Origin of the sequence: Achromobacter deleyi, from assembly GCF_016127315.1 — a bacterium.
GTDB lineage: Bacteria > Pseudomonadota > Gammaproteobacteria > Burkholderiales > Burkholderiaceae_B > Achromobacter > Achromobacter insuavis_A.
The window spans coordinates 6,349,613-6,368,721 of record NZ_CP065997.1 but is presented as its reverse complement, the minus strand read 5'-3'; the positions used below and the strand labels follow the sequence as shown (position 1 = coordinate 6,368,721).

The 19,109-nt window shown below is 68.4% G+C and carries 18 protein-coding genes and 1 pseudogene; 14 read left to right on the top strand and 5 right to left on the bottom strand.

Annotation, left to right across the window (positions count from 1 at the left end):
- The first annotated feature begins 161 nt into the window (after positions 1 to 161).
- Entirely contained in the window at positions 162 to 1,550 is a 1,389-nt protein-coding gene (mdtD, locus tag I6I07_RS28755; protein WP_198484665.1) for a multidrug transporter subunit MdtD, read from the top strand.
- Between the two features lie 14 nt (positions 1,551 to 1,564).
- On the opposite strand, the gene I6I07_RS28750 is transcribed toward mdtD, so the two are convergent.
- Positions 1,565 to 2,740 carry an acyltransferase family protein gene (locus tag I6I07_RS28750; protein ID WP_198484664.1) on the bottom strand — a complete coding sequence of 392 codons (1,176 nt, stop codon included), beginning with the start codon at positions 2,738 to 2,740 and terminating at the stop codon, positions 1,565 to 1,567.
- 471 nt (positions 2,741 to 3,211) lie between these two features.
- On the opposite strand from I6I07_RS28750, the gene I6I07_RS28745 reads away from it, so the two are divergent.
- From I6I07_RS28745 to I6I07_RS31955, 10 genes and pseudogenes are all read left to right on the top strand, one after another.
- Positions 3,212 to 3,442 carry a hypothetical protein gene (locus tag I6I07_RS28745; protein ID WP_006393994.1) on the top strand — a complete coding sequence of 77 codons (231 nt, stop codon included), beginning with the start codon at positions 3,212 to 3,214 and terminating at the stop codon, positions 3,440 to 3,442.
- A complete protein-coding gene (locus I6I07_RS28740) occupies positions 3,439 to 4,857 on the top strand; it encodes a hypothetical protein (RefSeq protein WP_198484663.1) in 1,419 nt (472 codons plus the stop codon). The genes I6I07_RS28745 and I6I07_RS28740 overlap by 4 nt, the downstream gene beginning before the upstream one ends.
- Complete coding sequence (locus I6I07_RS28735; RefSeq protein WP_198484662.1) at positions 4,854 to 5,456, top strand: TadE family protein; 603 nt, start codon at positions 4,854 to 4,856, stop codon at positions 5,454 to 5,456. The genes I6I07_RS28740 and I6I07_RS28735 overlap by 4 nt, the downstream gene beginning before the upstream one ends.
- A 245-nt stretch (positions 5,457 to 5,701) precedes the next feature.
- Complete coding sequence (locus I6I07_RS28730) at positions 5,702 to 6,226, top strand: hypothetical protein (RefSeq protein WP_198484661.1); 525 nt, start codon at positions 5,702 to 5,704, stop codon at positions 6,224 to 6,226.
- Positions 6,214 to 7,056, top strand: coding sequence for a Flp pilus assembly protein CpaB (cpaB, locus tag I6I07_RS28725; protein WP_198484660.1), 843 nt, complete (start codon positions 6,214 to 6,216; stop codon positions 7,054 to 7,056). Before I6I07_RS28730 ends, cpaB begins: the two co-directional genes overlap by 13 nt.
- Positions 7,053 to 8,414, top strand: coding sequence for a type II and III secretion system protein family protein (locus I6I07_RS28720; protein ID WP_198484659.1), 1,362 nt, complete (start codon positions 7,053 to 7,055; stop codon positions 8,412 to 8,414). Before cpaB ends, I6I07_RS28720 begins: the two co-directional genes overlap by 4 nt.
- A 4-nt stretch (positions 8,415 to 8,418) precedes the next feature.
- Positions 8,419 to 10,077 carry an ATPase, T2SS/T4P/T4SS family gene (locus tag I6I07_RS28715; protein WP_198484658.1) on the top strand — a complete coding sequence of 553 codons (1,659 nt, stop codon included), beginning with the start codon at positions 8,419 to 8,421 and terminating at the stop codon, positions 10,075 to 10,077.
- Complete coding sequence (locus I6I07_RS28710) at positions 10,074 to 10,919, top strand: type II secretion system F family protein (protein ID WP_198484657.1); 846 nt, start codon at positions 10,074 to 10,076, stop codon at positions 10,917 to 10,919. Before I6I07_RS28715 ends, I6I07_RS28710 begins: the two co-directional genes overlap by 4 nt.
- A 285-nt stretch (positions 10,920 to 11,204) precedes the next feature.
- Positions 11,205 to 11,837: a type II secretion system F family protein gene (locus I6I07_RS28705; RefSeq protein WP_332840423.1), complete on the top strand. Its 633-nt coding sequence runs from the start codon at positions 11,205 to 11,207 to the stop codon at positions 11,835 to 11,837.
- Between the two features lie 65 nt (positions 11,838 to 11,902).
- Positions 11,903 to 12,067, top strand: a pseudogene (locus I6I07_RS31955) (DUF192 domain-containing protein); the annotation flags it as partial.
- A 6-nt stretch (positions 12,068 to 12,073) separates the two neighbouring features.
- On the opposite strand, the gene I6I07_RS31810 reads toward I6I07_RS31955, so the two are convergent.
- Both I6I07_RS31810 and I6I07_RS28695 read right to left on the bottom strand, forming a co-directional pair.
- Positions 12,074 to 12,877, bottom strand: a complete 804-nt coding sequence (locus tag I6I07_RS31810; protein WP_232625815.1) for a BPSS1780 family membrane protein — start codon at positions 12,875 to 12,877, stop codon at positions 12,074 to 12,076.
- Between the two features lie 65 nt (positions 12,878 to 12,942).
- A complete protein-coding gene (locus I6I07_RS28695) occupies positions 12,943 to 13,911 on the bottom strand; it encodes a homoserine kinase (RefSeq protein ID WP_061071800.1) in 969 nt (322 codons plus the stop codon).
- Between the two features lie 221 nt (positions 13,912 to 14,132).
- Here I6I07_RS28695 and dusA point away from each other — a divergent pair, with 221 nt between their 5' ends.
- The gene (dusA, locus tag I6I07_RS28690; protein ID WP_232626148.1) at positions 14,133 to 15,113 is read left to right on the top strand and encodes a tRNA dihydrouridine(20/20a) synthase DusA; all 981 of its coding nucleotides are present in this window, start codon (positions 14,133 to 14,135) and stop codon (positions 15,111 to 15,113) included.
- A 117-nt stretch (positions 15,114 to 15,230) separates the two neighbouring features.
- Here dusA and I6I07_RS28685 read toward each other — a convergent pair whose 3' ends face one another.
- Positions 15,231 to 15,689: a CBS domain-containing protein gene (locus I6I07_RS28685; protein ID WP_198484654.1), complete on the bottom strand. Its 459-nt coding sequence runs from the start codon at positions 15,687 to 15,689 to the stop codon at positions 15,231 to 15,233.
- Positions 15,690 to 15,720: 31 nt separating this feature from the next.
- Complete coding sequence (locus tag I6I07_RS28680; RefSeq protein WP_198484653.1) at positions 15,721 to 17,034, bottom strand: YihY family inner membrane protein; 1,314 nt, start codon at positions 17,032 to 17,034, stop codon at positions 15,721 to 15,723.
- Positions 17,035 to 17,051: 17 nt separating this feature from the next.
- Between I6I07_RS28680 and I6I07_RS28675 the strand changes: the two genes are divergently transcribed.
- Positions 17,052 to 17,423, top strand: a complete 372-nt coding sequence (locus tag I6I07_RS28675; protein WP_035360192.1) for a DUF2069 domain-containing protein — start codon at positions 17,052 to 17,054, stop codon at positions 17,421 to 17,423.
- Positions 17,420 to 18,907: a protein adenylyltransferase SelO gene (locus I6I07_RS28670; protein ID WP_198484652.1), complete on the top strand. Its 1,488-nt coding sequence runs from the start codon at positions 17,420 to 17,422 to the stop codon at positions 18,905 to 18,907. The genes I6I07_RS28675 and I6I07_RS28670 overlap by 4 nt, the downstream gene beginning before the upstream one ends.
- Positions 18,908 to 19,109 lie beyond the last annotated feature (202 nt).

Genomic DNA, 19,109 nt, shown 5'->3' with positions numbered 1-19,109 from the left:
GCAGTCGGTGCGTTTGCCTTGCTCCTTGGTGGTTTGGGGATCCGGGCCTCTCACTCACGGAATGGGCACGGGCCGGTTGCCGAGATTTTGGCACTCTTGGACTGCACGACGCCGAACTGCTGTCAGCGGCGCGTGGGCTGGCCGGGAGTACGATTTCAGGCATGTCTACGCCACCTTCTCAGCGAGCCTTGCTCTGGGTCGTCGCTGCCTGTTTCTTCATGCAGACGCTGGACACCACCATCGTCAATACCGCCTTGCCCGCGATGGCGCGCAGCCTGGGGGAAGACGTGCTGGCGCTCAAGCCCGTGGTGGTGGCCTACACGCTGACGATGGCGATGCTGACGCCCGCGTCCGGCTGGCTGGCCGACCGCTACGGCACCCGCCGCGTCTATCTGGCGGCCATCCTGGTGTTCGCGGTCGGTTCGGTGTTCTGCGGGCTGGCGCAGACCCTGACGCAATTGACGATCGCGCGCGTGGTGCAGGGCGTCGGCGGCTCGATGCTGCTGCCGATCGGGCGTCTGGCGGTGTTGCGGCGGGTGCCGGGCGAGCAGTACATCTCGGCCCTGGCGTTCGTTTCGATCGCGGGGCAGGTCGGGCCGATCTTCGGGCCGACGCTGGGCGGGCTGCTGGTGCAGGTGGCCAGTTGGCATTGGATCTTCATGATCAATGTGCCGATCGGCCTGGTGGGGCTGATTGCGGTGCGCCGCTACCTGCCCGAGGATGCGTTGGCCGACGTGGCGCCGTTCGACGTGCTCGGCTGCGGGCTGCTGTCGCTGTGCATGGTGTCCTTCTCCCTGGCGCTGGACCTGCCCGCCGGCGAGGGCCGCATGGCCTGGTCGTCGGCGCTGTTCGCGTTGAGCGCGCTGACCGTGCTGTTGTATGTGGCGCATGCCCGGCGGCGCGACAACCCGCTGTTCCTGCTGCGCCTGTTTCGTGAACCCAATTTCAGCGTCGGGCTGGTCGGCAACCTGGTGTGCCGGGTCGGCAGCAGCGCGGTGCCTTTCCTGCTGCCCCTGCTGCTGCAGCTGCAACTGGGCTACACGCCGCTGCAGTCCGGGTTGATGATGCTGCCGGCCGCCATCGCGGGCACCATCTCGAAGCCCTGGATCGCGCCGCTGGTGCGGCGCTTCGGCTACGACACCTTCCTGCTGGCCAACACCGTGCTGGTCGGCGCCGCCATCATGTCGTTCGCCGCGATCTCGCACGACTGGCCATTGCCGCTGCAGATCGCGCAACTGGCGCTGTTCGGCGCGGCCAATTCCATGCAGTTCGCGGCCATGAACAGCGTCACCCTCAAAGGCCTGAGCGCGCGTGACGCGGGCAGCGGCAACAGCCTGTTCTCGATGGTGCAGATGCTGGCCATCGGGTTGGGGGTGACCATCGGCGGCGGGCTGGTCGGCGTATTCTCGGGCGCGGACAATGCCCTGCTGGGGCGTGCGTTCATGCTGACGTTCCTGTGTGTCGGCGCCATCACGCTGCTGTCGGCGCTGGTGTTCCGGCGCCTGGACGCCGAGAGCCTGAACGGCGCCGGCCGACGCGCGGCCAGTTAGCGCGGCTGGGACGCTCATTGCGTTCTGGGTCCCGAGAGCCAGCGGCGCAAGGGCGTCGAGTAATAGCGCGCCACCAGTCCGCCCAGCATTGCCGACAGCAGGATCGCCAGCACGCTGGCGGCGGTCAGCGCACCGGCGCGCCACCAGGTCGACACGACGCCGCCGGAGTTGCGGCAGGATGCGGCGGCCAAGAGCAGGACCGGGAACATGTGCATCAGATAGATCTCGTAGCTGTTGCGGCCGGCCCATCGCAACGCCGCGAGAAGCGGGTTGGGACGCGCCGGGCGAAGGTGGCGGCTCCAGCCGATCAGCAGGCAGGCCACACCGATTTCCAGCGCCGTCACATTCAGGCCCAGCGCGGTCAATCCCAGCAGGCTGGTGGCCTTGCGCAGGAAGAACACCAGCGCGAACAGCGCGGCGCCGACCAGCAGCAGCTTGCGGCCCGCCTGGCCGCAGGCGATGGGGCGCGTGGCATACAGCGCCGCCAGGCAACCGATGGCGATGCCGTCCATCCCGGCCAGGTAGGCGTGGTCGGCCCAGATCTCGTTGCGGGTGAAGGCGACGCGAGCAAGCGGTCCGAGCACGACGAACAGCAGCAGGGCCAGGACCAGCGCGCGCCGGCCGGCCGCCAGCGACAACAGGCAGATCAAGGGGAATGCCAGGTAGAAGGCTTCTTCGATGGACAGCGACCACAGCACGTTCCAGGCCGCTGGCAGATAGCCAACCTGGGCTTCCAGCCAATTCAGGTGCAGCGTCAGCGCGCCGATGGTGGCGCGCGCCAGGCTGGTGTTCTCGATGACGAACCCGGGCATCTCGATCGCGTGCAGCGCGGCCAGGATCGCCAGCAGCAACAGCAGGCAGGGATAGATGCGGGCGAAACGGCGGCGCAGGAACTGGCCCCACGGCACGGCCTCGAGGCTGCCCCAGCGCTCGACGGCCGCGCGGGTGATGAGAAAGCCCGAGATCACGAAGAAGATGATGACGCCGTAGTAGCCGCTGCGATAGACGATATTGAAGAGGGCGGCGGGCAGCACCTTGCCCAGCAGGCTCTGTTCCTGCGGGATGTGGATCTGCACGTGCAGCAGCACGACACTCAGGATCGAGATGCCCCGCAGGGCATCGATGGCGGGGTTGCGGCGGGCGCCCTGCTCGGGGCGCGTGGCCCTGGGCGGTGGGGCGAAAGCAGGCATCGGTCAGTCCGAGTACGGAAAAACGCCATACTAGCCAGCACCCTGTGATGGGATTGGGCGACTCTGTATAGATTTTGTAATGCCAGGGGTGAAATCCAGCCGGCCCGCCGTGGCCCGCAAATGGAAGAGCGCCCCAGCTCGAGATGAGTCTGGGGCGCTCCTGCCCGGCTTCGCACGCGATGGGTGTCAGACAGCCCGGCAAGTCCAATCTACTGCCACCCCGGAGGGGCGGCAATAGGGAAAACCCGATATAAATTAGGGGGTTACAACATTTTCCGCCGCGCCGTTCCCGACGGGGCGGCGCGGCGATGACCGCTGCCTGGCGCATCGTCAAGGCCTTGGGATGAATTCATCCAGCTCGGCATCCGCGAATTGTTGCGCTTTCCCCGCCCGCCGACACTGGATCCCTCATTTCATCGCGAGCGGAGAGCAGCAGTGTTGGGATACCTGAAGCGTCAAGCCGGACAAGGCATGACGGAATACATCGTGGTCGTGGCCCTGGTGGCGGTTGCGGCGATCGCCGTCTATCAGTCGCTTGGCCAGGTGGTGCGGTCGCAGACGGCGGCCATGGCGCGCGAGCTGGCGGGCGAGGATGGCAGCGCCCAGTCGAACGCCGCGAGACTGGCGGTGCAGAAGGCGGCGGGCCAGACCAAGGCGCGTTCGCTCAAGTCCTTCACCGGCAATGCGGCGGCGGATCAATGACGGGCCCGGCAACGCATGGCGCGTCGCGCATCGCCCAACGCGGCCAGGCGCTCGTGCTGGGCATGATGCTGGCGGCCACGGTTTCGATGGCGCTGGCCATGCTGTATGTGCTGGGGCGCACGGTCGAGGCGCGGGCGCGCCTGATCCACGCCGCGGATGCCGCCGCCTACAGTGGCGCGCTCGAGCAGGCTCGTCAGCTGAATTTCCTGGCTTATGTGAATCGCACACAGATCGCCCATCAGATCGCGATGGTCCATCTGGTCACGCTGGGGGCGTCGCTGTCGTTCGCGCATACGCTTGCCGACCAACGCCGGCGCAACAATCCGCCCGCGCGCCTGCTGTCCACGCTGTTCGGCCGTGACATCGGACTGGCCTATGGCGCGGCGCGCGCCGCGCCCGAGGCCCAGGCCGCGTTGATGCGCGTCTATGCGGAGCATGACCGGGTCGTGCATCAGGTGCTCGAAGCGGGGGCGGCTTCGGCGGTGGCGGGGTTGCCCGCTGCGCGTGAGCGTCTCATGCGGGCAGTGCTGCGGGAAAACTATTCGGTGGCAGGGGCGTCGGGTCGGACAGGTTCAGTGGGGCCTAAGGTCGACGTGCCGACGATCCACCTGCTGAGCGATGGCTGGCCGGAATTCATCCAGCATCGCGCGGCGCGGCCCGGTAGCGCCCTGCGTTCGGCCGTCGAGCAGGCCGCCGGGCGTTACGGTTTTCTCGGAAGCCGCGACGGGACGCGCGTCAATCCTGCGATCGTCAATGCGCAGTGTCCGCTCGCGCGGCATCAACTGCGTCGCCGCGGCGCCACCTGGCTTGGCGCGGACGGGCGTTGGGGCGCGCTGGACACGCAGTCGTTCCATTCTCAACGCTTCAATCGTTGGGCGGGGTGCTACTACCGGGAATATGCGATGGGCTGGGGCGTGGTGTCGGAGCCCGGATCCGCAGGCCCGCAAGGCCTGGAATATGTCGAGAATCCGCCTGGCGATTTCACTTCCCAGGACTTCTGGCAGTGGGTGAAGCGAGCCACCACCTGGGACCTCCGTGGCGGCACAGGCAATCCCCTGGCCAATTCCCATGCCATGGCGCAGATGCAGCCTTGGCCCGGGCTGGGTTTGCCTGGTTACTACGAGGTGCCGAGCGCGCGTGGCGCTGATCCGCTGCGCTTCGCCATGGTGGTCAGCGTGGCGCACGATGGGCTTGGGGAGGTGGACGCCGCGGCGCCCAGGAGCGGGCCTCGCGGCGCGGGAGCGGATTTGGGTGGGCAGTTGAGGGTCACCAGCGCTGCCGAGACCTACTTCGCGCGACCCGAGCCGCGTACCGACGGTCGCGAGCAACCGCCGACGTTGTTTCTCCCGTATTGGCAGGCCCGGTTGGCGTCGGTGACGGCTGAGGAAGCCGTGCAGGCCCGGGAGACGCCATGAGGATTCCTCGTGCATGGCAACGCGGCCAGGCGCTGGTCGAGGCGATGGTTTTGCTGCCCGTGTTGATCCTGTCATTCATGGCGGTGGCGTGGCTGGGGCAGTTGCTGTTCACCGCGCAGGTGGCGGGCGTGGCCAGCCGCTCGGCCGCGATGGTCGCCGCGGTGGGCGGGGGCGTCCCCGCGCGATCTGTATCGTTCGTTTTGGCCGGGTCGTCGGTTGATGCGGGTGATCCCCCCTTTGCGCCTTTGCAGGCCGAGTGGCTGGGCGCCGAAGCGCGTCGGGTGTCGGTCACGGCGCATGCCGACGTGGCGGGTGTCGGACCCTGGGGCGCGACGCGTATCGAGCGGCGTACCCGCGTCGCGGCCGGCGCCGGCAACGCGGAAGGCGATGACGATGTGCGTCGCCGTATCGACGCGGCGGCGATTTCCTGGGCACAAACTGCGGAGCGCTCCTTGTCGCTGGCCCGCGAGATCAGTGGTCAGGTGATGGTCGCGGACAGCCCCTGGGGCCGGCCGGCGCTTTCCCTGGATTGGCTGTCTTCATGGGCCGACGTGGTGCCCGCGGAAGGATTTGCACGAAACGCGAGGGCGACGCGATGAATGCGCCGTCATTCCTCGGCAGGCACTGGCATGGTCCCTCGGTCCACGGACGGTCGCGCGGTGCGCACCGGGGCTTTACGTTGCCCGTGCGGGCCGCTTCGGCAATGACCGTGTGGGCGGTGCTGGCGTGGCCCGTGGCCCTGGCTGGAGCCGCCACGCAGACCCCCCGCGCATCGTCGGAGCCGGCATCCTTGGCCGGATTGCGGTTCCCTCCTGGCTCCCGCGTCGAACCCTTGGCGGATCGCATGTGGCTGAATGGCGCCCCGATGCAGGCAGTGGTATTCGATGCGCCGGTCGATGTGCCGGAACTGATCCAGGCCCTGTCGCGCCAGCAGCCCGCATTCAGCGATCTTCAGATACTGCCGGGGCAAGCGGTCCTGTCCGGCCGGGTCGGCGATGCCTTGTGGGTGGCGCAATTGGGTAGCCCTGGGAGCGGTCGCAGCGTCGGCATCGTTTCGTCGATCACTCCGGCGGCGGTCGCTGTCACCGACGTGCCCGCCTGGTTGCCGGTTGACGCGCGGCTGATGCTGGATTTCGCCGTCTCGCAAGGGCAGGGGGCCGCGGTTGAGTCGATCTGGCGCCACCTTCTTGCGCCGTCGCGGTTGGCGCCGTTGCTGCGGCAAGGATTGCTGCGCGCGGGTTGGCGGGATCTCGATAGTGGCCGGGCCGTCGCCTGGCAATCATGGCAGCGGCGCGGCGAGCGTCTGCAGTGGATGTTGACGCCGCTGGATGCCGGCAGCGGCTTGTGGATCCGGCGATGGACGCCATGACGCGCAGGTTCGTTCCCGGTCCGCGCCAGATCGCTGTCTTCCTGTTGGCGTTGGCGGCGGGTCTGTTGTCCGCCTGGGCGGTGCGTGAGCACGTGCGGCAGCGTGTCGAGACCCTGGAAGCCGCGGGGCGTGTGCCGTTGGTCAGTCGCCTGGTCGCCGCCCACGATCTGGCGGCGGGCACGGTGCTGGAAGAGATGCATCTGGCGGTGCGTGAAATTCCCGCGCAGTGGGCGCCGGCGAGCAGCCTCGAGCCGGGTGCCGTCGACAGCGTGCTGGGCATGCGACTGGCGGCGGCGCTGCCTGGCGGCGAACTGGTGCTCAATGCCTGCCTCGCGGCCACGGAACCCGTGGCCACGCCGTCGTTGGCGTCGCGGCTCGAGGCGGGGCAGCGCGCCTTCGTGCTGCCGGCCGCCGACTTCGGAAACCTGGCTGCGACGTTGCGGGCCGGAGACGCCATCGATGTGTATCTGACGCTGCCGCGTCACGGCCGGGACGCCGTGGTGCCCGTGTTGCGAGGCGTGCGGGTGTTGGCCACGGCCGATGCCCGCGCGGCCGATGGAACCCTTCCGATCACGTTGGCGACATCTGCGGATCAGATCACCAGCTACCTCATGGCCAGACAGGCAGGAACGTTGACCGCCGTATTGCGGGACGGGGCCGATGCCTCGGTCAGCGATGCCATGCCGCCCGCGGAATTGATGTCGTTGTTGAAGGGCGGTCGCCAGACCCGGTCAGCGCCGCGGGTGGTCATCCTGTATGGCGACCGGCTGGGTGGCCAGGCGGATGTATCGAGTCTGCCCTCGACGGATCTTGAATCGGAGTTTCCATGAACATCGGAATGGTCGCGGCGTTGTCCGCATTGTGCCTGGGGGCGGTCGCGTTACCCGCGTGGTCCGCGGGGCAGGCGCTCGACATGCAGGTCGGAGAAAGCCGCGTGTTGGCGGCGCCCGGCGTGACCCAGGTGGCCATCGGCAATGGCGAGGTGCTCAGCGCCGTTGCCACCGAGGGCCACGAGGTTGTGGTCTTCGCGCGCGCCGAAGGCATGTCGTCGGTGCAGGTGTGGGCCGACGGCGGCGTGCGGACCTACGCGGTCGAGGTGGTGCCGTCGGGTGCCCCACGACTGCGGGCGGAAATCGAATCCTTGCTGGCGCGCATTCCCGGGGCGCGCAGTTCGGCGGTGGGCGGACGCATCGTGATCGAGGGGGACGACCTCTCCGATGACGACCGTGACCGGATCGCCGCATTGGCGCAGCGCTATCCCGAGGTCGTTGATTTCACGGGCCAGGTGGGGTGGGACAGCATGGTGCTGCTGGATGTGCAGGTGGTGGAGATTCCCTCTTCCAGGTTGCGCGAGATCGGGGTGCGCTGGGACGGCACGACGCAGGGGGGCCTGAACGCGGCGCTGGCCTGGGATGCCGGATCGCTCGGCCGCATCGCGCGGCCGGGCGAGCAGGTGGTCGAGGCGTCGGCGCCGTTGTCCTCCGCCGCTGGTTACTTCGGCGTCAATGCGCTGTTGTCCGCCCGTATCGCCGCGCTGGCCCAGAGTGGCGAGGCCGTCATGCTGGCGCAGCCGCAACTGCTTGCCCGCAGCGGCGCCAGCGCGACCTTCCTGGCGGGCGGAGAGGTGCCTTATGTCTCGACCGACTCGCGCGGCAATCCCACGACGCTGTTCAAGCCCTACGGCGTCTCGCTGCGGATCACGCCGCGCATCGACCGTAACGGCGTCATCCGCTCGCTGATCGAGGTCGAGGCCAGTTCCGTCGACATGGCGCTGACCGCTGCCGGCGGGCCGGCGCTGCGTACGCGCCGGGCATCCACCGAATTCAACGTGCGCTCCGGCGACACGCTGGTCATCGGCGGCTTCCTGTCGCGCGAGCGCGCTGACGATGCCAGTGGCATTCCCGGCTTGAAAGACATCCCGATCCTCGGCGCGCTGTTTTCGTCGCGGCGTTACCAGCTGCGCGAGACAGAACTGGCGATCTTCGTGACGCCGCGGATCGTGTCGCGCAACGAGCCCGCCATGGCGGATCGGGTGCGGCGCGCGCACGCGCTGGTCGACGCCGCATTTCCGCAACCGCCCCGGTTGGGAGCCGCGTCGCTCGCGACCGCGGGCTGGAGCACCCGCGCCGGGGCGGGTTCGCAGTGGGACCACGACGAGCCGGAGCCCGCGCCGGCCAACCAGGAGTAGCGCCATGCTTGAAATCCAGATGACCTTTGATGATGCGACCACGCGAAAAATCGTGGCGGCGGCGCCGGTGCTGATCGGCCGCGGCGTCCATTGCGATCTGCGTATCGCCAATTGGCGCGTGGGGCGCCAGCATGCGCGGCTGCGGCGCGAGGCGTCGGCGGTCGTGCTCGAGGATCTCGGCGCGCTTGGCGGTACCTTCGTCAACGGCTTGCGCGTGGCGCGCCATGTGCAGGTGGGGCCGGATGACGAGATCCTGATCGGTCCCTGCCGCCTGAAGGTGGCGCCTGAGCGGGAGGGCGGGAGCAACGCGGCAGTGCCTGCGGCGCTACTGCCCCTGTCACCGCCCGTGCGGGAGGCCGCGGCGGCCCCCCTGCCTGTCTCGTCGTTGCCCTCCCTGCAATGGCGCCGCCGGCTGCATGCCGCGCTGCTGGGCGCGCTGGACCTGCGCCGGCGCGACGTGGCGGGCATGAGCGATGCGTCGCTGCGTGCCGAGGCCGCGCGCCTGTTGACACTGATCGTGGCCGAGGATGCCGGGTTGCCGCTGGCCGTCGACCGGGAGGCCCTGTGCCGCGAGGTGCTGGACGAAGCGGTCGGGCTGGGGCCGTTGGAACCACTGTTGGCGGCGCCGGATGTCACCGAGATCATGGTCAACCGGCATGACGAAATCTACGTCGAGCGCGAGGGCCGGCTGTGGCGCCATGCCGGCGCCTTCACCGGCGAACAGTCGGTGCGTCGGGTCATCGAGCGCATCGTCACCCCGTTGGGACGCCGCATCGACGAAAGCTCGCCCATGGTGGACGCGCGGCTGCCCGACGGTTCCCGGGTGCACGCCATCATTCCCCCGGTCGCGTTGAAAGGCGCGAGCCTGACCATCCGCAAATTCCCGACACGCCGGCCGGGGATGCCGGATCTGTTGGCAGCGGGCGCGCTCAGTGAGGCCATGGCGCAGTTCCTGGCCCGATGCGTGCGCTTGCGCAAGAACCTGGTGGTCTCGGGCGGCACGGGGGCCGGCAAGACCACGCTGCTGAACGTCCTGTCCAACGAAATCCCGGAAGGCGAGCGCATCGTCACCATCGAGGATGCGGCGGAATTGCGATTGAGCCACGAGCACCTGGTCTCGCTGGAAGCCCGGCCGTCCAATCAGGAGGGGCGCGGGCGTATCGATATCCGCGAACTGGTGCGCAATGCGCTGCGCATGCGGCCGGACCGGATCGTGGTGGGGGAATGCCGCGGCGCCGAGGCCTTCGACATGTTGACGGCCATGAATACCGGGCACGAAGGCTCCTTGACCACGTTGCATGCCAACTCCGCCAGGGATGCGCTGGCGCGCCTGGAGTCGATGGTGCTGATGGCGGGGCTGGACCTGCCGCTGGCCGTCGTGCGCGAACACATCGCGGCCAGCATCGACATCATCGTGCAGCAGGCGCGATTGTCCGACGGGCGGCGCGTGGTGGTGTCCGTCGCGGAAGTCACCGGCATGGAGAGCGGGCGCATCCAGTTGCAGGAACTGTTCCGGCATGCGCGTCATGGCGGCTTCGCCGGATGCGGCATCGTGCCCAGCTTCGCACAGGCATCGCAGGAAGCGGGCCAGGCCCTGGATGTGTCCTGGTTCGCCGTTGACCGTGTTGCCACGGGAGCCGGCCGCGCGGCGAGTTTGTCGTGATCGGGCTCGCCGCGCTGGCTACGACGGTGTGCGTCACGGCATTGGCCTGGGGCGCGCAATGCTGGCTCGCGCCCGCGCTGCGGCGCTACCGCGAGCGTTACACGAACGAGGCGGAAGGGCGCCTCGGCGAGTTGTTCGTGTTTGTCGACCCGGCATGGCTATGGGCGGGCGCGATGGCGCTGTCGGTCCTCGTGGCGGCGGTGGCCTTTATCGTCACCACCAGCGCCGTGGGCGCGGTACTGGCGGCCGCCTTGGCTCTGCGGGCGCCGCGCGCGTTGATGGGCGCCTGGCGGCGACGGCGCATCCGGCGCTTCGAGCAGCAGCTGCCGATGGCCTTGCTGATGCTGGCCTCGGCCCTGCGCGCGGGTATCGCCCTGGCGCCCGCGTTGCGGCAGGTGGTGGCGCAGGGCGATGCGCCGCTGGCGCAGGAGTTCGGGCTGGTGCTGCGCGAACAGCGGCTCGGCGTGCCCTGGGACGAGGCGCTGGACCATCTGAACATGCGGATGGCGGCCGACTCGACCACGCTCGTGGTGGTGGCGATGCGCGTCGCCGCGCAATCCGGCGGCGGCCTGGCCGAGGCGCTCGACGGCATCGCGCAGGCGGTGCGGGCGCGGCTGCAGTGGCAGGCGAAAGTGCGAGCCCTGACCTCGCAGGGCCGCATGCAGGCCTGGATCGTCGGCGGGCTGCCGGTGTTGCTGCTCGCGGTGCTGGACCGCCTGGAGCCGGACAGCATGGCGTTGCTCTGGCATACGAGGCAAGGCTGGATGGTGCTCGCGCTGCTGGCAACGCTGGAAGTCACCGGCATCCTGCTGATCCGGCGCATCGTCCGGGTCGATTTCTAAGGGAGGGCGGCGATGTGGCTGTATCTGGGCATGGCTGCCGTGGCGCTGGGCACGGGCGGATGCGCAGGGTTGGCTTTGCGTTCCTGGGGGCGTGAGGTCCGGGCCGACGCCACCCTGTCTGGGTGGTGGCGGTCGGGCTGGCCCGGGCTCGCGTGGACGGCGCCAGCGGTGGGTCGGCTATGTCCGCGAGCCTGGCATGCATATCTGGTCGCAACGGCCGCCAGGGCGGGGCTGCCCGCGACCGTGCACGGCGAGCACATCATGGCGCTGAGTCTGTTGGCCGCAATGGCAGGTAGCGCACTCGCGGGCCTGGCGGTGCTGGCGTTGCGAGGCAGCGGCATGTTGGCCGGGCCACTGCCGACCGATTCAGGGGCAGTTGGCGACGTGGTCGTGTGGGCCGTCGCCGGTGCGCTGCTGGCGGGCGTGCAACCGGCAGTATGGCTGCGTAGCCGAATACGGGAACGCCAGCGGCGGATCGAACAGGGCTTGCCGTTCGTCCTCGACCTGATGACCTTGTGCGTCGAGGCCGGCCTGAGCACGCACGGCGCCCTGCGAATGGCCGCCACCAACGGTCCCTGCGGACCGTTGCGCGACGTCCTGGGCGAGGCGCTGGCGGACATGCGGGCCGGCGTGTCCAGGGTCGCCGCGCTGCAGGCCATGGCGGATCGCTGCGGCAGTCCGCTGGTGCGCCAGTGGACCGCCGCGCTGGCCCAGGCGGACGCGTTGGGTATCAGCCTGGGGCCGGTATTGCGCGCGCAGGGCAGGCAATGCCGCAGCGAACGCCAGTGGCGCGCCGAGCGGCTGGCGTTGCAGGCGCCGGTGAAGATGCTGTTGCCGTTGATCGGCTGCATCTTCCCGTGCACCTTCATCGTGCTGGCGTTTCCGATCGCCGTGCGATTGCTGCAGGGGGCCTGGTGAACGCCCGCCTGCCGTTGTCGCGGGCGCGGCTGCGGCTGCTGCGGGTCGGGAGCTGGCCGGGCCGGATGCGTGGATTGCTGGGGCGCCGGCCGCCGGGGCCGCGTTCAGGCCTGTTGCTGGCGCCCTGCCGGGCGGTGCATACCTTTGGCATGCGCCATGCCATCGACGTGGTGTTCGTGGCGCGCGACCGGCGGGTGGTGAAGGTGTGCAGGGCGCTGGCGCCCTGCCGGGTGGCGTTATGCCTGGGCGCCGTGGCCGTTGTCGAGGTTCGGGCTGGGGCTGTTGATGCCGAACACGGAGGTATACGACGGATAGAAGCTGCAATAGAACACGCCTGCCGCGGCGATCGTGAACGGGATCTGCAGCGTGCTGGCCAATTGCGGCGACAGGCCGAGGGCGACCAGCAGCCCGGAGCACAAGTCCAGGAACAGGGCGATCAGGACCCAGGTGGCGGCGTAGACCAGGAAGGCCCACTTGTTGCGCCAGCAGGCGATGCCGGAAAAGAACAGCGCCTGCGTCAGCCGCAGACCGTGCCAGGCGACCAGGACCGGCGCATACCAGAACAGCGCCGCGATCACGATGTAGACGATCGTGAAAATGATGAGCGGGGCGCGCAAGGCCATCAGGATGGGTTCCATGCTGTTCTCGATGGACGCGATGCGCATGCCTTCCGCGAAGGCGGCCGAGAACGGCAGGAAGGTGGCGAGCCCGGCCGCCAGGCTGACGGCCGCGTACAACAGGCCCATCAGGAACAGCTTGCGGAAAACCCCCGGCTGCTTGAGCGGCTTGGCCCACATCGAGGGCAACATGACCCGGTCCGCGTCGACGTGTTTGCAGGCCGCCAGGCTCATCAGCGTGATCGACGGCATCAGGGCGATGAACAGGATCGGGCCGACGATCTGCGCGGCGAAGGCGAAAATGACCAGGAGACTGTTGACCAGCGCCCAGGTGAACATGGCCAGGGGTTGCTTGCGGAACAGGCGGAAGCCGTCTCGGACCCATTGCCAGCCGGAAGACGCGGGGAGGAATGCTGCTTGCATGGCTCTCTTGGGGAGTGATCTCTCAATAAGGGACGTGCTACCCCCAATTATGGGGGGCGTAACGATTACGGCAATACCGGCAGGCCCGGGCGGTGGCGCGCTTGCAACACTCTTTCGAAATGGCGGGGGTCGTGCGGCTTGAGCGTCTGGGCCGGGCGCGGCAGGAAAAAGTCGTACAGGCGCGACAGCCAGAAGCGCAGGGCGGCGGCGCGCAGCATCAGTGGCCAGGCCTGGCGCTCGGCGTCGGTGAACGGGCGCACGCGGGCATAGGCGTCGAGCCAGGATTCGACCAGTTCGGGGACGAATTCACCGGTATCGCGCTCGATGCACCAATCATTGACGCTGACCGCGACGTCGAACAGCCAGGTGTCGCAGCCGGCGAAGTAGAAGTCGATGATGCCGCCCATGAGCGGATCCTCGAAGGTGCCGGCGAACAGCACGTTGTCGCGGAACAGGTCGCAGTGGGCTGGACCGGCGGGCAGTGTTTGCCAGGCGGGGCTGGCGGCCGCGGCCTGCTGGGCGGCCAGTTCGGACTGCAACAACTCGGCCTGGCCGGCTTCGAGGAAGGGCAGGACCTTGGGCGCGGTCTCGGTCCACCAGGACAGGCCGCGCAGGTTGGGCTGCTGGATCGGGAAGTCCTGCGCCGCCAGGTGGGCGCGGGCCAGGGTGGCGCCGGCCAGGGCGCAATGGGCGGCGCCGGGGGCGGGTTCGTAGCCGCCCGGCAGGCGCGTGACGATGGCGCAGGGCTTGCCGTGCAGCGTGGTCAGGCGGGTGCCGTCGCGCAGCGTCTGCGGCTGCGGCACCGGAATGCCGCGGCTGGCCAGGTGGTACATCAGCTCGATATAGAACGGCAGCTGGGCGTGCGTCAGCACTTCGAACAGCGTCAGCACGTACTCGCCGCGGCTGGTGTACAGGAAGTAGTTGGTGTTCTCGATACCCGCCGTGATCCCGCGCAGCGAGACGAACTCGCCCAGGTCGAAATGCGCCAGCAGGGCGCGTGCGTCGTCATCGGATACGGGGGTGAATACGGCCATTGATCTACGAGAAGAGGGGAGTTGACGGACGTGTGCCACGGGCGCGGGCGCGTGCTTGCACGCGGCGGCGGCGCAATTTTAGACCACATGGCCCGGGGCGGTGGCGCCGTCTTCGGCCAGCTTGCCGGGCAGAATCCCGCCAAGCACCGTAAAATACCGCATCCCCTTGTTTTGACGAGTGATTCTTGGACTCCCCCGACTGGCGGCTGTGCGTCGCCCCGATGATCGATGTGACCGACCGGCATTGCCGCTATTTCCACCGGCTGCTGGCGCCGCGCGCGCGTCTGTACACCGAAATGATCACCACCGGCGCCTTGCTGTACGGCAACGTCGCGCGCCACCTGGACTTCGACGAGGCCGAGCATCCGGTCGCGTTGCAGCTGGGCGGCAGCGAGCCGGACGCGCTGGCGCAGTCGGCCAGGCTGGGGCGGCAGTGGGGCTATGACGAAATCAACCTGAATTGCGGCTGTCCGTCGGAACGGGTGCAGAAGGGCGCGTTCGGCGCCTGCCTGATGGCCGAGCCCGACCTGGTCGCCGACTGCATCAAGGCGATGCAGGACGCGGTCGACATCCCGGTGACGGTCAAGCACCGCCTGGGACTGGACTACGACGAGTCGTACGCCTTCGTGCGTGATTTCGTCGGCAAGATCTACGACACCGGCTGCCGGGTGTTCGTCGCCCATGCGCGCAATGCCGTGCTCAAGGGCCTGTCGCCCAAGGACAACCGCGAGATTCCGCCGCTGCGCTACGACGTGGTGCGCCAGCTCAAGCAGGATTTCCCGGACTGCGTGTTCGTGCTGAACGGCGGGCTGGCCGATGCTGAGCAGTCGGTGCGCGCGGCCGCCGATTTCGACGGCGTGATGCTGGGCCGCGCGGCCTGGCACACGCCCCGGGTGCTGTCCGAGGTGTCGCTGCAGCTGTGGCCCTCGGTGCGCCTGCCCAGCGATGCCCAGGTGGTCGACGCGATGATGGAATACGCCGCGCGCCAGGTGGCGCAGGGCGTGCCGCTGCGGGTCATGACGCGGCCGATGCTGGGCCTGGTGAACGGCCAGTCGGGCGCGCGGCGCTGGCGCCGCATGTTGTCGGATCCGGCGTTGCTGGCCGCGAACGATCCCGCCCTGATCTACGACGCCTGGCGCAGCCAGCGGCACGCGCCGCAGGAGCGCGGTCCTGCATTGGCGGCCGTACCGGCGAGCGCCTGAACGCGCTTGACCCTGAATGCAACAACGCCCAGGCGGCCGCAAGGTCGCCTGGGCGTTGTCCATTGGACGATCAACGGGCTCCGGCGATGATGCCGCCGTCCGATAACCGCCGGTGGCTCAGGGCTGGGTCGATTCCGCGCTTTCGGCGGGCCAGTCGCGGATGTAGGCCTTGAGCATGTTGTTTTCGAACTGCTGCGCCGCCACGATGGCCTGGGCCATGTCGTAGAACGAAATCACGCCCATCAGCGTCGGGCCGTCCATGACGGGTATGTAGCGCGCGTGCTTCTCGAGCATCAGGCGCTGCACTTCGTCGGCGCTGGTGTTGGGCGACACGCTGACCGGCGCGTCGTCCATGATGGAACGGATGGTGGTTTCGCCCGCGCCGCCATGCGCGTGCATGTGGCGGATGATCTCGCGGAACGTCAGCATGCCGACCAGCGTGCCGAATTCCATGATGACGAGCGAGCCGATATCCTGCTCGCTCATGGTTTGCACGGCCTGGGACACGGGCATGTCCGGCGATGCCGTGTAAAGCGTGTCTCCCTTGACGCGCAGAATCTCGCTGACCTTCAACATCGGTTTCTCCTGGGCGGTGGTGCCCTGATTGCTATTTCTTGTTCGCTTCCAGCTGCAGTACCGGGGCGACGCCATTTCCGGTATTTTGCGCTTCTCCGCAGAGTTCTTCCAGCACGGGCGCATTTTCCCGGGAAATCACGGCCGCCGCGGCCCGCAGGATTTCACTATCGTCGCGCACCCGCGGCTGGCCGCGATCGAGCAGGAAACGGTCGACCACCGGCGCCAACGAGGTCTCTCGGGCATCGCAGGTCAGCACCCAGAGGTCGTCCGGGGTGCGGGTGACGAGGTTCATGTCACACAGGGTTTCCAGGACGTCGTTCAATTCATCCTGGTGCAGTTTCAGTTTCGACGCCAACTGGCCGGCGGGCAGGCCGGGGGGCGTGCGGGACTGGGCGCGGCGCAGCGTGCGCAAGACCTCCACCGCGTCGACGAAGGGCGCGCCCGCGTAGCGGTTGAATTCCCAGCGGCCCAGGCGAATCAGCGGGGCGCTGGCGGCCAGCGTGGCGCCCAGCAGCACCGCCAGCCAGGACAGGTAGATCCACAAGAGGAAGATCGGCAGCGTGGCGAACGCGCCGTAGATGACGGTATAGGTGGGGAACCGCGTCAGGTAATAGGCGAAGGCCGACTTCATGACTTCCAGCGCGAGCGCCGTGACGCAACCGCCGATGAGGGCATCGCGCCACAGCACCTGGCGGTTCGGCACCACCACGAACAGGGCGGCGAAGCCCAGGGCGGTCAGCACCAGCGGAATGAACGAGATCGCCATGCTGACGATCTCGGGCACGTCGCGCACCAGCCCCAGCGATTCGCGCGCCACGAACGAGGTGGCCCAGAGGCTGGCGCCCGCCACCACCGGCCCCAGCGTGATGACGGCCCAGTAGACCAGCGCCCGCTGCGGCAACGGCCGCTGCCGGGTCACATGCCAGATGTCGTTGAAGGCCGTGTCGATCGTCATGATCAGCAGCAGCGAGGTCACCAGCAGGAATGCGCCGCCGATCGCGGTCAGGCGCGAGGCCTGGCGGGCGAACTGGTTCAGGTATTCCATGATGTTGTCCGAGACGGACGGCGGCATCAGGCTGTTGGCGAGGAAGTCCTCGAGCGCGACCCGGAATTCCTGGAAGACGGGGAACGCGGTGAACAGCGACAGCACCACCGCCAGCATCGGCACGATCGCCAGCACCGTGGTGAAGGTGAGGCTGGAGGCGACCTGCAGCAGCTTTTCTTCGTCGGCGCGCTGCGCAGTGAAGACAAAGGCACGCCCGACCCGCACCGCCCACGATGCGCGCGGGGGCGGGGACTCGGGGGCCGCCGTCGCGGCGGCGGCGGGCTCGGCGGGGCGGTTCATCAGGCGATAATAGCAGCATGAACCCTGAACTCAACCCCCGCTTGCGCCTGGCGGCCTCGCTGTCGCTGTTCGCCCTGATCGTGCTGTGCGTCACCTGGGAAACGCTGGTGGCGCCGCTGCGCCCGGGCGGCTCCTGGATGCTGCTCAAGGCGCTGCCGCTGGTCCTGCCGCTGCGCGGCATCGTGCGCGGCAACCTCTATACGTATCAGTGGGCCTCGATGCTGTCGCTGCTCTACCTGATGGAGGGCGTGGTGCGCGCCATGTCGGATCCGGCGCCGCTGTCGGTGCTGATGGCGTGGGGCGAGATCCTGCTGTCGACGGTGTTCTTCGTCAGCGCCATTTTCTACGTGCGGCCGGCCAAGCGGGCCGCCAGGAGCCAACGCGCATGAGCGCCCATTCCCTGTCCGAACTGCATGCCGTCAACTCGTTCGCGGCGTTGCCGGCCGCGTTCTATACGCGGCTCGAGCCGCAACCGCTGAACCACCCGCGGCTGCTGCATGCCAACGCCGAGGCCGCCGCGTTGATCGGGCTGGACCCGGCCGCGCTGCGGACGCCGGAATTCCTGCGCGTGTTTTCCGGGGCGCAGCCGCTGCCCGGCGGCGATACCCTGGCCGCGGTCTACAGCGGCCACCAGTTCGGCGTGTGGGCCGGGCAGCTGGGCGATGGCCGGGCGCATCTGCTGGGCGAGATCCAGGGCCCGGCGGGCGCCTGGGAATTGCAGCTCAAGGGCGCCGGCCTGACGCCGTATTCGCGCATGGGCGACGGCCGCGCGGTGCTGCGCTCGTCGGTGCGCGAATACCTGGCCAGCGAAGCCATGCACGGCCTGGGCATCCCGACCACCCGCGCGCTGGCGCTGGTGGCCTCGGACGATCCGGTGTGGCGCGAAACCGTGGAAACGGCCGCCATCGTGACGCGCATGTCGCCCAGCTTCGTGCGCTTCGGCTCGTTCGAGCACTGGTCCTCGCGCCGCCAGCCGGACCTGCTCAAGACGCTGGCCGACTACGTGATCGACCGCTACTACCCCGAATGCCGGGCCGTGCCCGCCGGCGAGGCGCCGAGCGACACCGCGCCCTACGTGCGCCTGCTGCGCGAGGTCACCCGCCGCACCGCGCTGCTGATGGCGGACTGGCAGGCGGTGGGGTTCTGCCATGGCGTCATGAACACCGACAACATGTCCATCCTGGGCCTGACCCTGGATTACGGCCCCTACGGCTTCATGGACGGCTTCCGGCTTGGCCATGTCTGCAACCATTCCGATTCCGAGGGCCGCTATTCCTGGAATCGCCAGCCTTCCGTGGCGCTGTGGAATCTCTACCGCCTGGGCGGCAGCCTGCACACGCTGGTGCAGGATGTCGACGGCCTGCGCGCCGTGCTGGACGAATTCGAGGGCGTGTTCACGCGCGCCTTCCACGACCGCATGGGCGCCAAGATGGGCCTGGCGGCCTGGCGCCCGGCGGATGAGCCGCTGCTGGACGACCTGCTCAAGCTGATGGACGCCAACCAGGCCGATTTCACCCTGACCTGGCGGCGGTTGGCCGATGCGGTGTCGGGCAACCGCGCGCCGTTGCAGGACCTGTTCATCGACCGCGAGGCGGCCTCGGCCTGGCTTGACCGCCTGCTGGCGCGCCAGGCGCAGGACGGACGCCCGGCGGCCGAGGTGGCCGCGGCCATGAACCGGGTGAATCCCCTATATGTATTGCGCAATCACCTGGCCGAGGAGGCGATCCGCGCCGCCAAGACCGGCGACGCCGGTGAAATCGAGACGCTGATGACGTTGCTGCGCGACCCGTTCACGGCCCGGACTGGCTACGAAAAGTACGCCAGCCTGCCCCCGGACTGGGCCAACGGCATCGAGGTCAGTTGTTCGTCCTGATGTTCGTTGCGCGCGCGTATTGATGGCAAAGCGGCATTTTGAGTGCGGAAAATACGGAAAATTGGCGCATTGAGACGAAAAATCGCGGTTTTTTTCTCTGCAATCATTCGTTTCCATTGTAAAAGTCGTAAGATTGTCGCCTGCGGGACACTCAGGTGGCATGCCTGTCACTGGGGCATTTGTCGACAATTTTCAATATAAA

Bases quoted from the DNA above. Each gene is read 5' to 3' on its own strand.
- I6I07_RS31810 (WP_232625815.1), bottom strand. From the start codon at position 12,877: ATGCAAGCAGCATTCCTCCCCGCGTCTTCCGGCTGGCAATGGGTCCGA.
- I6I07_RS28720 (WP_198484659.1), top strand. From the start codon at position 7,053: ATGAACATCGGAATGGTCGCGGCGTTGTCCGCATTGTGCCTGGGGGCG.
- I6I07_RS28750 (WP_198484664.1), bottom strand. From the start codon at position 2,740: ATGCCTGCTTTCGCCCCACCGCCCAGGGCCACGCGCCCCGAGCAGGGC.
- I6I07_RS28695 (WP_061071800.1), bottom strand. From the start codon at position 13,911: ATGGCCGTATTCACCCCCGTATCCGATGACGACGCACGCGCCCTGCTG.
- I6I07_RS28680 (WP_198484653.1), bottom strand. From the start codon at position 17,034: ATGAACCGCCCCGCCGAGCCCGCCGCCGCCGCGACGGCGGCCCCCGAG.
- dusA (WP_232626148.1), top strand. From the start codon at position 14,133: ATGATCGATGTGACCGACCGGCATTGCCGCTATTTCCACCGGCTGCTG.
- I6I07_RS28675 (WP_035360192.1), top strand. From the start codon at position 17,052: ATGAACCCTGAACTCAACCCCCGCTTGCGCCTGGCGGCCTCGCTGTCG.
- I6I07_RS28715 (WP_198484658.1), top strand. From the start codon at position 8,419: ATGCTTGAAATCCAGATGACCTTTGATGATGCGACCACGCGAAAAATC.
- I6I07_RS28670 (WP_198484652.1), top strand. From the start codon at position 17,420: ATGAGCGCCCATTCCCTGTCCGAACTGCATGCCGTCAACTCGTTCGCG.
- I6I07_RS28730 (WP_198484661.1), top strand. From the start codon at position 5,702: ATGTGGCTGAATGGCGCCCCGATGCAGGCAGTGGTATTCGATGCGCCG.
- I6I07_RS28685 (WP_198484654.1), bottom strand. From the start codon at position 15,689: ATGTTGAAGGTCAGCGAGATTCTGCGCGTCAAGGGAGACACGCTTTAC.
- I6I07_RS28735 (WP_198484662.1), top strand. From the start codon at position 4,854: ATGAGGATTCCTCGTGCATGGCAACGCGGCCAGGCGCTGGTCGAGGCG.
- I6I07_RS28740 (WP_198484663.1), top strand. From the start codon at position 3,439: ATGACGGGCCCGGCAACGCATGGCGCGTCGCGCATCGCCCAACGCGGC.
- cpaB (WP_198484660.1), top strand. From the start codon at position 6,214: ATGGACGCCATGACGCGCAGGTTCGTTCCCGGTCCGCGCCAGATCGCT.
- I6I07_RS28705 (WP_332840423.1), top strand. From the start codon at position 11,205: ATGGCAGGTAGCGCACTCGCGGGCCTGGCGGTGCTGGCGTTGCGAGGC.
- I6I07_RS28745 (WP_006393994.1), top strand. From the start codon at position 3,212: ATGACGGAATACATCGTGGTCGTGGCCCTGGTGGCGGTTGCGGCGATC.
- mdtD (WP_198484665.1), top strand. From the start codon at position 162: ATGTCTACGCCACCTTCTCAGCGAGCCTTGCTCTGGGTCGTCGCTGCC.